The organism is Streptomyces sp. NPDC030222, from assembly GCF_055573115.1.
Map to the genome: position 1 here is coordinate 1 of NZ_JBVICA010000005.1, position 14075 is coordinate 14075.

The following is a 14075-nucleotide window of genomic DNA, read 5'->3' on the forward strand; positions in this document are numbered from 1 at the left end:
GGTTGATAGGCCGGATATGGAAGCCAGGTAACTGGTGGAGTTGACCGGTACTAATAGGCCGAGGGCTTGTCCTCAGTTGCTCGCGTCCACTGTGTTAGTTCTGAAGTAACGAACACGCCGTGTCGGCTTGTTGTTCGACTTTATAGTGTTTCGGTGGTCATAGCGTTAGGGAAACGCCCGGTTACATTCCGAACCCGGAAGCTAAGCCTTTCAGCGCCGATGGTACTGCAGGGGGGACCCTGTGGGAGAGTAGGACGCCGCCGAACTAATTGTGAATGGGGAAGCCCCGCACCGTGAGGTGCGGGGCTTCCCTGCGTTGTGCCCTGTGTTGTGCCGATCATTGCTGTGCTCACACCCGGGTCCCGACAGCCGTGCCGGCCTCAAAGCACCGTGCGGGAAAGGGTCCCTTGAGCCGACGTCAATCCATCCCCGGCCGACCCTTGTTCGTCGCTCGCACATTTGGATGCGGGAACAGGGATGGGGTATGCTTCATTTCGTTGCGAGGGGGAAACTCCGGAGCGACAGGCCCCTATAGCTCAGTCGGTAGAGCGTCTCCATGGTAAGGAGAAGGTCAACGGTTCGATTCCGTTTGGGGGCTCCGGAAGAGAAGGCCTCCCGCCCAACGGCGGGGGGCCTTCTGCTTGTTCAGGCCCGGTGCGGCTCCGGAACCCGCATCGCGAGGATCGCCATGTCGTCGGATGCCGGCTCCGCGGCGAAGCGCTCGACGGCGCGCAGCACGCGGGACGCGACCGCACCCGCCGTGAGGCCCGTACACGCCCTGAGGACGTCCATGAGGCCGTCGTCCCCCAGCATGCGGGTGCCCTCACGCCGTTCGGTCACGCCGTCCGTCACGCACAGCAGGACATCGCCCGGATCCAGGGTGACCGTCTGCTCGTACAGCTCCAGGTCGTCCAGCACGCCGAGCAGCGGTTGCGGGTCCGCGGCCGGCTCCACCGAGCCGTCCTGACGGAGCCTCAGAGGCAGCGGGTGTCCTGCGCACACGACCTTCAGGAGGGCGCTGCCGTCCTCCTGCGGCCACAACTCGCCATAGAGCAAGGTGAGGAACCGGCTGCGGGCGCCCTCGTCGAGGATGGCCGCGTTCAGGCGTTCCAGGACGGCGGGCCCGCCGAAGCCCTCGCGGGCGAGCAGCCGCAGGGCGTGGCGTGCCAGGCCCGTGACCGCTGCCGCCTCGGGGCCCGTGCCGCAGACGTCGCCGATGGCGAAGCCGTAGGCGCCGTCCCGGATGGGGAAGAGGTCGTAGAAGTCGCCGCCGACCTCGTTGCCCTCGCCGGCTGCGCGGTAGATGACCTCGACCTCCACGCCCGGGATCTCCGGCATGTCCGGGGGCAGCAGGCTGCGCTGCAGGGACCGGCTGATGGCCATGCGCTCCGAGTACAGGCGGGCGTTGTCCAGGGCGAGTGCGGCGCGGCGGGAGAGGTCCTCGGCCAGCTCCAGGATCTCCTGGCGGAAGTGGTCGTCGGCGGGTTTGCCGAGCGTCAGCATGCCGATGACGCGGTTGCGGGCCACGAGTGGCAGCACCACGGTCTCGCCGCCGACGGCGGTCGCCGTGGCGAAGGTGCTGTCGAGTCCCGATCCGAGTCTCGTCACGGCGCCGATGCCGAGATCGTGCAGGGACGTACGGAGCGCGGCGTGGTGCGCGGCCTCGCCCGGTGCCGTCCAGACGCGGGCTCCGGGGGTGGGTACCGGCTCGGGCGGATCGATCCTGGACAGAAGCGCCTTGAGACCGTCGATGCGTTCCTCGTCCTCGTGGAGGACGTAGGACAGGACGAGGTCCGACGACTGGTCGGCGATCGTGTAGACGGCGCACCAGGTGGCGAGCGTGGGAACGGTCATCTGGGCCATCAGGGCGAGCGTCTGGTCGCGGTCGAGGGTGCCGGCGAGCAGGTCGGAGGCCTCGACGAGGAAGGAGAGCGATCCCCGGCGCAGCCGTTCCAGCTCACCGAGGCGTGCCGACTCGACGGCCAGCGCGATGCGGTCGGCGGCGAACTGGAGGCGCAGTGCTTCCTCGTTGGAGTAGCGGCCGGCCGCTTCGGCGGCGACACCCAGTGAACCGGTCAGACGCCCCTCGACCTTGAGGGGAACGGTGACGACCGAGCGCATGCCGGTGCCGTTGAGGAGCACTACGGCGCCGGGGACGGCGGTGAGGTCCTCGTGGACGGCGGGCATGCGGGCCGAGCCGTACCGGCCCGTTCCGGCTTCGACGGGGACGCGGGCGAAGCGCTGGCGGACGGAGGGGAGTCCGGTGGTGGCTCGGACCTCGAGTTCGGTCTCGTCGTCGGTGGCGAGGAGCAGGAACGCGGAGTCTCCGTCGAGCATGTCGCGGGCGCGTTCCACGGTCCGCTGGAGGAGTCCGTCGAGGTCGTCCGGGGCGGGTGAGCCGATGAAGACTTCGAAGGGGTCGACGTTCCGGCTCTCGCCGAGTGTTCCGCCGCCGTCGGAAGCGGCCGTGGCGCGTACCGGGGTCTGGAGGACGGCACGCTCGTGGTCGCGTACGAGGAGGCAGACGGTGGAGGGTTCGCCGTGGCTGTCGCGGACGCGTAGGTGGGAGGCGTAGACGGGGGCGACGCGGCCGTCTACGCCGCGGATGCCGTAGCTGCCCTCCCAGCGGGACAGTTGGAGGGCTTCGGCGATGCCGGTGCCGATGCCGGGGGTGTGCGGCCATGCGGCGAGGTCGGTGAGAGGTTTGCCGGTGACGTTTTCCGAGGCGTATCCGAACAGGGCTTCGGCGTCGTCGTTCCAGGAGGTGATGGTGCCGGTGCTGTCGATCTGGACGACGGCGACGCGGACGCGTCGTTCGGCGACGGGCAGGTGCTGGGTGGGGACGACGGGGCCGGCCGAGCGGGTGCCGACGGGGCGTTGGGGGAGTTCCAGGCGGAACCACACGCGTTTGTCGACGGGGGTGTACTCGACGCCCCAGCCGGAGGCGAGCGCGGAGCACAGCAGCAGTCCGCGGCCGTTCTCCCGGTCGAGGCCAGGGTGGCGGTTCGTTCCGCCCTGGAGGGGGATCTCGCGTTCCGGATAGCGGTCGGCGACCTCGATGCGGATGCCGTCCTCGGCCCGCAGGCACAGGACGTCGGCGCGGGTGCCGGCGTGGATGACGGCGTTGGTGACGAGTTCACTGGTGAGGACGACGGCGTCGTCGACGATGTCGGCGTAGCCCCACCCCTGGAGGGTGTCGCGTACGAAGGCGCGGGCGGTCGCGACCGACCGTCCGGCCGGGTCGAAGCTGGCAGTCGCCCGCGCGGTGATCACAGAACTCCTCGTACGCGTCTCGACGCCCGGTTCTCCCATTGGTCGGCCCGCCCCTCCGGTGCCCGGTGCTAGAACTTCCTCCACCCGCCTCCCGCCGGGCGGCCCTGGGCGGGTGGACAGCCGGTTGCCAGGTTACTTACCTTCGCTGTCCGAGCGGATGCCGGTCACCGGTGTTTCCGCCCTGCGAGTGCGGGGACGGGTATGCGAAGCTGCCGAACTGTTATGGCCGGGTTCGGGCATGGTGAAACACTGGGAAGGCTTCCAGGAAGAGCCCGAGCAGGGCGGTCGATCCCCCCGGGAGGGACACGGTGGAGTCTGGCGCAGCGGCGCGGGGCACGAGCACGCGAGCAAGAGACGGGCAGGCCCGCGGCAGGCGCCAGGGGCGCCCTGGGACGACCGAGGTGGACACGGCTGCCCTGAACCGGCTCGTGGCGGCTCTCGCGGCGATGCGGGACGGGAACTTCCGCAAGCGGATGACCGTCTCCGGCGACGGTGTGATGGCGGAAGTCGCCGCGCTCTTCAACGAGGTCGCCGACCGCAATATCCACCTCACGGGGGAATTGTCCCGGGTGCGGCGCATGGTCGGTCGTGAGGGAAAGCTCACGGAACGGCTGGAGACCGGGTCCTGCGAGGGTTCGTGGGCCGCCGCGATCGATGCGGCCAACGAGCTGGTGGACGATCTGACGCGGCCGGTCTCCGAGGTGGGCCGGGTGCTGTCGGCGGTCGCGGAGGGCGACCTGGACCAGCGGATGGACCTCCGGTCGCCGGGGCCCGAGGGCTCGGAGCGTCCGCTGCGCGGCGAGTTCCTGAAGGTCGGGCGTACGGTCAACAACCTGGTCGACCAGTTGTCCGCGTTCACCGACGAGGTGACGAGGGTCGCGCTGGAGGTCGGTACCGAGGGAAAGCTGGGCGGCCAGGCCCAGGTGCGCGGTATGTCGGGTTCGTGGCGGGATCTCACGGACTCGGTGAACACGATGGCGTACCGGCTCACCGCCCAGGTGCGTGACATCGCTCTCGTCACGACGGCGGTCGCGAAGGGCGATCTGTCGCGCAAGGTCACCGTGCACGTGGCCGGTGAGATGCTGCAGCTGAAGAACACCGTCAACACGATGGTGGACCAGTTGTCCTCGTTCTCCTCCGAGGTGACCCGGGTGGCCCGCGAGGTGGGTACCGAGGGCGAGCTGGGTGGCCAGGCCCAGGTGCCGGGTGTGGCCGGTGTGTGGAAGGACCTCACGGACTCGGTCAACACGATGGCCGGGAACCTGACCGCGCAGGTGCGCGGTATCGCTCAGGTGACGACGGCGGTCGCGAGCGGTGACCTCTCCAAGAAGGTCACGGTGAGCGCGCGGGGCGAGATCGCCCAAGTCGCCGAGACCATCAACCAGATGACGGACACGCTGCGGACGTTCGCCGACGAAGTGACGCGTGTGGCGAGCGAGGTGGGCGCCGAGGGTCTGCTCGGCGGCCAGGCGCAGGTGCCGGGTGCGGCGGGTACGTGGAAGGACCTGACGGACTCCGTCAACACGGTCTTCCGTAATCTCACCACTCAGGTGCGGGACATCGCGCAGGTGACGACGGCGGTCGCCAACGGCGATCTGTCGCAGAAGGTCACGGTGGACGTGGCCGGCGAGATGCTGGAGCTGAAGAACACCGTCAACACGATGGTGGACCAGCTCCAGTCGTTCGGTTCGGAGGTGACCCGGGTCGCGCGCGAGGTCGGTGTGGAGGGCCGGCTGGGCGGTCAGGCCGAGGTGCCGGGTGCGGCGGGTACGTGGAAGGACCTGACGGACTCCGTCAACACGGCGTTCCGGAACCTCACCGGCCAGGTGCGGAACATCGCGCAGGTGACGACGGCGGTCGCCAACGGCGATCTGTCGCAGAAGGTCACGGTGGACGTCTCCGGCGAGATGCTGGAACTGAAGAACACCGTCAACACGATGGTGGACCAGCTGTCCTCGTTCGCCGACCAGGTGACGCGGATGGCGAGGGACGTGGGTACGGAGGGCCGGCTGGGCGGTCAGGCCAGGGTGCCGGGCGTGTCCGGTACGTGGAAGGAACTCACCGACTCCGTCAACTTCATGGCGGGGAACCTCACCTCCCAGGTGCGGCAGATCGCGCAGGTGACCACGGCGGTGGCGCGTGGCGACCTGTCCCAGAAGATCGACGTGGATGCGCGCGGCGAGATCCTGGAGCTGAAGAACACCATCAACAACATGGTCGACCAGCTGTCGTCGTTCGCGGAGCAGGTGACGCGGGTCGCCCGTGACGTGGGTACGGAAGGCCGGCTGGGCGGTCAGGCGCAGGTGCCCGGTGTCGCCGGTGTGTGGCGCGATCTGACGGACTCCGTGAACGGCATGGCGTCCAACCTCACCGACCAGGTCCGCAGTATCGCGGGGGTCGCGACCGCGGTGGCGCGCGGTGACCTGTCGCAGAAGATCGGCGTGGATGCCCGGGGTGAGATCCTGGAGCTGAAGAACACCCTCAACACGATGGTGGACCAGCTGTCGAACTTCGCCGAGCAGGTGACGCGGGTGGCCCGCGAGGTGGGTACCGAGGGCATCCTGGGCGGTCAGGCCGAGGTGCAGGGCGTGTCGGGCACTTGGAAGGACCTCACGCAGTCCGTCAACTTCATGGCGAACAACCTGACCTCGCAGGTGCGGAACATCGCCGAGGTGACGACGGCGGTCGCCAAGGGGGACCTGTCGAAGAAGATCACCGTCGACGCCAAGGGCGAGATCCTCGAACTGGTGACGACGGTGAACACGATGGTGGACCAGCTGTCGAACTTCGCCGACGAGGTGACCCGGGTGGCCCGTGAGGTGGGCACCGAGGGCATCCTGGGCGGCCAGGCCAGGGTGCGTGGCGTCACCGGCATCTGGAAGGACCTCAGCGACAACGTCAACCTGATGGCGGCGAACCTGACCACTCAGGTGCGGAACATCTCCCGCGTCTCGGCGGCGGTCGCCAACGGTGATCTGACGAAGAAGGTGACGGTCGAGGCACGGGGCGAGGTCGCCGAGCTGGCGAACACCGTCAACACGATGGTGACGACCCTGTCGTCGTTCGCCGACCAGGTGACCCGGGTGGCCCGTGAGGTGGGCACCGACGGGATCCTGGGCGGCCAGGCCAGGGTCCCCGGGGTGTCGGGCACCTGGAAGGACCTCACCGAGTCGGTGAACTCCATGGCCGACAACCTGACGGGTCAGGTGCGACAGATCGCCACCGTCACCACGGCGATCGCCAAGGGCGATCTCACCAAGAAGATCGACATTGATGCGCGTGGTGAGATCCAAGAGCTGAAGAACACCATCAACACGATGGTCGACCAGCTGTCGTCGTTCGCCGAGGAGGTCACCCGGGTGGCCCGTGAGGTGGGCACCGAGGGCCAGCTGGGCGGCCACGCGCGCGTGCGGGACGTCGACGGCGTCTGGCGCGACCTCACCGAATCGGTGAACGAGATGGCCGGGAACCTGACCCGTCAGGTGAGGGCGATCGCGGCCGTTGCGACCGCGGTGACCAGGGGCGATCTCAACCTGAAGATCGACGTGGACGCCGCCGGCGAGATCCAGGCCCTGCAGGACAACATCAACACGATGATCGCGAACCTGCGCGACACCACCGTGGCGAACAAGGAACAGGACTGGCTGAAGGGCAACCTGGCCCGTATCTCCGGTCTGATGCAGGGCAGGCGCGACCTCGACGACGTGGCCTCGCTGATCATGAGCGAGCTGACGCCGGTCGTCTCCGCGCAACACGGCGCGTTCTTCCTCGCGCTGCCGACCGACGGCGGCTCCGAGGTGGGTGCCGGGACGAACGGTTCGTACGAGCTGCGGATGCGGGGCAGTTACGGGTACTCGGCGGGGTCGATGCCGACGTCGTTCCGGCCGGGCGAGACGCTGATCGGCACGGCCGCGGAGGAGAAGCGCACGATCCTGGTGGAGAACGTGCCGCCGGGCTATCTGAAGATCTCGTCCGGGCTCGGCGAGGCCCCGCCCGCGCATGTGATCGTGCTGCCCCTGCTGTTCGAGGGACTGATCCTGGGGGTGATCGAGCTGGCCTCCTTCCAGCCGTTCACCCAGATCCAGAAGGACTTCCTCAGCCAGATCGCCGAGATGATCGCCACCAGCGTCAACACGATCAGCGTCAACACCAAGACGGAGGTGCTCCTCAAGCAGTCGCAGGAGCTGACCGAGCAGCTCCGGGAGCGGTCGGCCGAGCTGGAGAACCGGCAGAAGGCCCTGCAGGCCTCGAACGCGGAACTGGAGGAGAAGGCCGAGCTGCTGGCCCAGCAGAACCGTGACATCGAGGTGAAGAACACCGAGATCGAGGAGGCGCGCCAGGTCCTGGAGGAGCGCGCCGAGCAGCTCGCGGTGTCGATGCGCTACAAGTCCGAGTTCCTGGCGAACATGTCGCACGAGCTGCGGACGCCGCTGAACTCGCTGCTCATCCTGGCGAAGCTGCTGGCGGACAACGCGGACGGCAATCTCTCGCCGAAGCAGGTGGAGTTCGCGGAGACGATCCACGGCGCCGGTTCGGACCTGCTGCAGCTGATCAACGACATCCTCGACCTGTCGAAGGTCGAGGCGGGCAAGATGGACGTCAGCCCGACGCGGATCGCGCTGGTGCAGCTGGTGGACTATGTGGAGGCCACGTTCCGGCCGTTGACGGCGGAGAAGGGTCTCGACTTCTCGGTGCGGGTGTCGCCCGAACTGCCCGCCACGCTGCACACCGACGAGCAGCGGCTGCTCCAGGTGCTGCGCAATCTGCTGTCCAACGCGGTGAAGTTCACCGACTCGGGTGCCGTCGAGCTGGTCATCAGGCCGGCCGAGTCCGATGTGCCGGACGCCATCAGGGAGCAGCTGCTGGAGGCGGGGGCGCTGCGCGACGCGGACGCCGGTCTGATCGCCTTCTCGGTGACCGACACGGGCATCGGTATCGCGGCGAGCAAGATGCGGGTGATCTTCGAGGCGTTCAAGCAGGCGGACGGTACGACGAGCCGGAAGTACGGCGGTACGGGCCTGGGCCTGTCCATCAGCCGGGAGATCGCGCGGCTGCTGGGCGGCGAGATCCATGCGGCGAGCGAGCCGGGCCGGGGATCGACGTTCACGCTCTACCTGCCGCTGCACCCGAGTGAGCTGTCGTCGCAGGGATATCCGCAGCTGACGGCGGGAGGGTCGGAGACGGGCCGTGGCGCGGCGGGCGACGACGGTCTGCCGTCGGAGGCGTCGCCGCACGACGGTACGCCGGTGCAGTCCGGTCCGTCGGGGCTGTTCCGGCGCCGGCGCAAGGCGCTGCTGGCCGACGAAGCGGTGACGCGTTCGGCCGCGGGGTCGCCGATGGTGCCCGGCCAGCCGGTCGCGCCGCCCGCCCAGGAGGGCTGGGCCGCCGGTGAGGAGCAGCCGGGTGGGAAGACGTTCCACTTCGACGGCGAGAAGGTGCTGATCGTCGACGACGACATCCGGAACGTCTTCGCGCTGACCAGCGTGCTGGAGCAGCACGGGCTGTCCGTGCTGTACGCGGAGAACGGCCGCGAGGGCATCGAGGTGCTGGAGCAGCACGAGGACGTGACGCTCGTCCTGATGGACATCATGATGCCGGAGATGGACGGGTACGCGACGACGACGGCGATCCGGCGCATGCCGCAGTTCGCCGGGCTGCCGATCATCGCGTTGACGGCGAAGGCGATGAAGGGCGACCGGGAGAAGGCCATCGACTCCGGAGCCTCCGACTATGTGACGAAGCCGGTCGACCCCGACCATCTGTTGTCCGTCATGCAGCAGTGGATGGAAGGGAAGTGATCGTGCGCCGCCCGGATGGGGAATGAATGCTGACTGACTGTGGCCGGGCACGTGTGAGGGCGCAGCGCACGGGGAACCTTCTGGTCTCCAGCTGCGTTTCTGCTACGTGCACAGTGACATCTCGGTGACAGGGTGTGGCGACGGGCGGGGTGCGGCTACGATGACCGGCACAAGGACGGGCGACGCAAGGGAGTCGTCCTCCGGGGCGGCGCCCGGTGCCTCCCCGAATCCTTTGGACAGGGGAGGCCCCACGCCGGGGCGAGGAGGACGGGCCATGGTGCAGAAGGCCAAGATCCTCCTGGTCGATGACCGGCCGGAGAATCTGTTGGCGCTGGAGGCCATCCTCTCTGCGCTCGATCAGACGCTGGTGCGGGCATCGTCAGGGGAGGAAGCGCTCAAAGCGCTGCTCACGGACGATTTCGCCGTCATTCTTCTGGACGTGCAGATGCCGGGTATGGACGGCTTCGAGACCGCCGCGCACATCAAGCGGCGGGAGCGGACCCGGGACATCCCGATCATCTTCCTCACGGCCATCAACCACGGTCCCCACCACACCTTCCGCGGCTACGCGGCGGGTGCCGTGGACTACATCTCCAAGCCCTTCGACCCGTGGGTGCTGCGCGCGAAGGTCTCGGTCTTCGTCGAGCTGTACATGAAGAACTGTCAGCTCCGTGAGCAGGCCGCGCTGCTGCGCCTGCAGCTGGAGGGCGGCCGGCACGGCGGCGACAGCAAGGAGTCCGCCGGTCTCCTGGCCGAACTGTCCGCGCGGCTCGCGGCAGTCGAGGAACAGGCGGAGGCGCTGTCCAAGCAGCTCGACGACGACTCGGCCGATGCCGCCGCCGTGGCCACCGCGGCGCACCTGGAGCGCAAGCTCACCGGGCTGCGCAGAGCGCTCGACGCCCTGGAGCCCGGCACGGGCACCGGGACCGCCGTCGTCCCCTCCCAGAACTGACCGTCCTTCCCGGAACGACCGCCACCTTCCCGACCGGCCTCCACCTCCCGCACGGACCCTCGTGCTGACCTGTTGTCACCTCTGCGTGGTACGCCCGCACTCCGGTACGAGCGACACGAACGGGTGAAGCGGTGGGCACACGTGTCCACTGCCGTCGACACCGGTAACCTCACCACCATGGCCTCACGTACGTCCGGCAAGGGTTCCCAGGGCACGGCGGGCACCGCGAAGCCGCGCACCGGCCGTACGACCGGGGCGGCGAAGTCCGCGGCTTCCGCCGGGAAAGCCGCTGCAAAGAAGACGGCGGCACCGAAGGCCGCCCCGGCGAAGAAGGGCGCGGCCAGGAAGCCCTCTGCCAAAAAGGCTGCTCGGCCCGCGCCGAAACCCGCGCCGAGCCCCACCGGTGGCATCTACCGTCTTGCGCGAGCCCTTTCGCTCGGCCTCGCCCGCATCCTCGGAGCGGTGTTCCGCGGGATAGGGCGGGGCGCCAAGGGCCTCGACCCCGCACACCGCAAGGACGGCCTGGCGCTGCTGCTGCTCGGCGCGGCCCTCGTCGTCGCCGCCGGCACCTGGTCGCATCTGCGCGGCCCCGTCGGCGACCTCGTCCAGCTGCTCGTCACCGGCGCCTTCGGACGGCTGGACCTGCTGGTCCCGCTGCTGCTCGGTGCCGTCGCGGTCCGCCTCATCCTGCACCCGGAGAAGTCCGACGACAACGGACGCATCGTCATCGGTCTGTCCGCTCTGGTCGTCGGAGTGCTCGGCCAGGTCCACATCGCCTGTGGCTCACCCGGCCGGGACCAGGGCGCCGGAGCCCTGCGGGACGCGGGAGGGCTCATCGGATGGGGGGTCTCCCAGCCGCTGGTCTTCGCCGTGAGCGAGGTGCTGGCCGTTCCCCTGCTGGTCCTGCTGACCGTCTTCGGACTGCTCGTCGTCACCGCCACTCCGGTCAAGGCCGTCCCGCAGCGGCTGCGGCAGCTCGGCGTCAAGCTGGGAGTCGTCGCGGCGCCCGAAGAGGACGGCCCCGACCACGGGTTCGGTGAGCGGCAGGACACCGGCCCTGCGCACGGTGCCCGCCGCCCGGCCCGGGCCGGGCGCGGCTCCGCGACCGACGAGGCCGTCGTGGACGCCGCCGAGCAGGAGTCGGCGAGCCGCCGTCGCCCCCGTCGGCTCACCGCCCAGCCGCAGCCCGGCCGCGAGCCGGACGCCGTTGACGTGGCCGCGGCCGCCGCGGCGGACCTCGACGGAGCCGTGCTGAACGGGCTGCCCGCCTCGCGGCTCGTCGCCGGCCTCACCCAGGGCATCACCCCGGGCTCCGACCACGCCGACGGCACCCCGGTACCGACCCCGGTGCCCGTCCCGACCGCCCGGGGCGCCGAACGCCGTCCTGCCGCCGACGCTCCCGTGCCCGACCTCACCAAGTCCGCACCCGAGGTCCTCCAGGGGCTGCCGCCGCGCGCCGAGCAGCTTCAGCTCTCCGGTGACATCACGTACGCCCTGCCCTCGCTCGACCTGCTCGAACGGGGCGGCCCCGGCAAGACCCGCAGCGCGGCGAACGACGCCGTCGTGGCGGCCCTGACGAATGTCTTCGAAGAGTTCAAGGTGGACGCGGCCGTCACGGGTTTCACCCGCGGCCCCACCGTCACCCGTTACGAGGTCGAGCTCGGCCCCGCCGTGAAGGTCGAGCGGATCACCGCCCTCACCAAGAACATCGCCTACGCCGTGGCCAGCCCCGATGTGCGGATCATCTCCCCGATCCCCGGCAAGTCGGCCGTCGGCATCGAGATCCCGAACACCGACCGCGAGATGGTCAACCTCGGCGACGTGCTGCGGCTCGCCGCCGCGTCGGAGGACGACCACCCGATGCTCGTCGGGCTCGGCAAGAACGTCGAGGGCGGCTACGAGACCGCGAACCTCGCCAAGATGCCGCACGTCCTTGTCGCCGGCGCCACCGGCTCCGGCAAGTCCTCCTGCATCAACTGTCTGATCACCTCGATCATGATGCGGGCCACCCCCGAGGACGTCCGGATGGTGCTCGTCGACCCCAAGCGGGTCGAACTCACCGCGTACGAGGGCATCCCGCACCTCATCACCCCGATCATCACCAACCCGAAGCGGGCCGCCGAGGCCCTCCAGTGGGTCGTCCGGGAGATGGACCTCCGCTACGACGACCTGGCAGCCTTCGGCTACCGGCACATCGACGACTTCAACCAGGCCGTCCGCTCCGGGAAGGCGAAGGCCCCCGAGGGCAGCGAACGTGAGCTCCAGCCCTACCCGTACCTGCTGGTGATCGTCGACGAGCTCGCCGACCTGATGATGGTCGCCCCGCGGGACGTCGAGGACGCGATCGTCCGCATCACCCAGTTGGCCCGCGCCGCCGGCATCCATCTGGTGCTCGCCACCCAGCGTCCCTCCGTCGACGTCGTCACCGGTCTGATCAAGGCGAACGTGCCGTCCCGGCTCGCCTTCGCCACCTCCTCCCTCGCCGACAGCCGGGTCATCCTCGACCAGCCGGGTGCCGAGAAGCTCATCGGCAAGGGCGACGGGCTGTTCCTCCCCATGGGGGCCAGCAAGGCCGTCCGGCTCCAGGGCGCCTACGTGACCGAGGAAGAAGTCGCGGCGGTCGTCAAGCACTGCAAGGATCAGATGGCGCCGGTCTTCCGCGACGACGTGGTGGTCGGCTCCTCGAAGAAGAAGGACATCGACGAGGACATCGGTGACGACCTCGACCTGCTCTGCCAGGCGGCCGAACTGGTGGTCACCACACAGTTCGGTTCGACGTCGATGCTTCAGCGCAAACTGCGTGTCGGATTCGCCAAGGCGGGCAGGCTCATGGACTTGATGGAGTCACGCAACATCGTCGGCCCCAGCGAAGGGTCCAAAGCGCGCGACGTTCTGGTCAAACCGGATGAGCTGGATGGAGTACTTGCCGTACTCCGCGGTGAGTCTCACTCGTAAGGGAACCGCAGGCAACCGTTTCCCCCGGCGGTACGTCCAGTTGAGGGGAGGAGCAGCACAATGTTCAGGTGAACGGCGGGCACGCCCGATGGCGTACAAACTCCGTCCCCCCGCTTGCCCGACCCTTTCGTACCCCCCCTAGACTGAACACCCAGCAGGTGGCTCACGCTCGAAAGGCGCCCCCGTGTCCATCGGCAACTCCCCCGAAGACGACCGGCCTTCGATCGACTACGACGAAAGGCTCCCGGCCGACGCGCCCTCGATCGGCCGGGCACTCAAGCAGGCCCGTATCGCCGCCGGGCTCACGGCCGACGAGGTCAGCTCCTCCACACGGGTGCGCATCCCCATCGTGCACGCCATCGAGGAGGACGACTTCAGCCGCTGCGGCGGCGATGTGTACGCGCGCGGACACATCCGCACCCTCGCCCGGGCCGTCGGGGTCGACCCGGCGCCCCTCATGGCCCAGTACGACGCCGAGCACGGCGGCCGTCCGGCTCCCACCTCCGCGGCGCCGCTGTTCGAGGCGGAACGGATCCGGCCCGAGCCGCGGCGGCCCAACTGGACCGCCGCCATGGTCGCCGCGATCGTCGCCGTCGTCGGCTTCGCCGGCTTCACCCTGTTCAAGGGCAACGACGGGAGCACCAAGGCGTCCGTCGCGGAGACCCCCGTCGAGGAGCGTCCCGTCGCCAGGCCGTCCGCCACCCCGAGCCTGCCCGCCGCCGCCCCCACCCCCGCGCCGTCGGAGAGCGCCATCGCGGCGGTCCCGAAGGACAAGGTCACCGTCAAGCTCGTCGCCGTCGACGACCGGAGCTGGATCTCCGCGAAGGCCTTCAACGGGCGGCTCCTGTTCGACGGCACCCTGGAGAAGGGCGACTCCAAGACCTTCACCGACGACGAGAAGATCGATCTCGTCCTGGGCAACGCGGGCGCGATCGAGCTGTTCGTCAACGGCAAGAAGGTCCAGGACGAATTCCAGGACGGGCAGGTCGAGCGGCTCAGCTACACCAAGGGAGACCTCGAGGTCGGCTGACCCCCACCGGATCTCCACAGCATCCGGCCGAAACCGGGCCGCACCCCCGTCCTGCGGGGGCGGCCCG

5 protein-coding genes, 1 tRNA gene and 1 rRNA gene are annotated in these 14075 nt (G+C 69.2%); 6 read left to right on the top strand and 1 reads right to left on the bottom strand.

Annotated elements, in window-relative coordinates:
• Positions 1-149: 149 nt before the first annotated feature.
• Positions 150-266: ribosomal RNA gene (gene rrf / locus ACZ4Z5_RS08885) — 5S ribosomal RNA — on the top strand.
• A gap of 259 nt (positions 267-525) precedes the next feature.
• Positions 526-598, top strand: a tRNA-Thr gene (locus tag ACZ4Z5_RS08890).
• 47 nt (positions 599-645) lie between these two features.
• Here the strand turns inward: ACZ4Z5_RS08890 and ACZ4Z5_RS08895 are convergent.
• Positions 646-3312: a SpoIIE family protein phosphatase gene (locus ACZ4Z5_RS08895; protein ID WP_468258786.1), complete on the bottom strand. Its 2667-nt coding sequence runs from the start codon at positions 3310-3312 to the stop codon at positions 646-648.
• A gap of 269 nt (positions 3313-3581) precedes the next feature.
• On the opposite strand from ACZ4Z5_RS08895, the gene ACZ4Z5_RS08900 reads away from it, so the two are divergent.
• The 4 genes from ACZ4Z5_RS08900 to ACZ4Z5_RS08915 all read left to right on the top strand — a co-directional run bounded on the left by ACZ4Z5_RS08900 (position 3582) and on the right by ACZ4Z5_RS08915 (position 14008).
• The gene (locus ACZ4Z5_RS08900; RefSeq protein ID WP_468258789.1) at positions 3582-9071 is read left to right on the top strand and encodes a HAMP domain-containing protein; all 5490 of its coding nucleotides are present in this window, start codon (positions 3582-3584) and stop codon (positions 9069-9071) included.
• Positions 9072-9345: 274 nt separating this feature from the next.
• The gene (locus ACZ4Z5_RS08905) at positions 9346-10023 is read left to right on the top strand and encodes a response regulator (protein ID WP_468258792.1); all 678 of its coding nucleotides are present in this window, start codon (positions 9346-9348) and stop codon (positions 10021-10023) included.
• A gap of 177 nt (positions 10024-10200) precedes the next feature.
• Entirely contained in the window at positions 10201-12978 is a 2778-nt protein-coding gene (locus tag ACZ4Z5_RS08910) for a DNA translocase FtsK (protein ID WP_468258794.1), read from the top strand.
• A gap of 184 nt (positions 12979-13162) precedes the next feature.
• Entirely contained in the window at positions 13163-14008 is an 846-nt protein-coding gene (locus ACZ4Z5_RS08915) for a helix-turn-helix domain-containing protein (RefSeq protein WP_468258797.1), read from the top strand.
• Positions 14009-14075 lie beyond the last annotated feature (67 nt).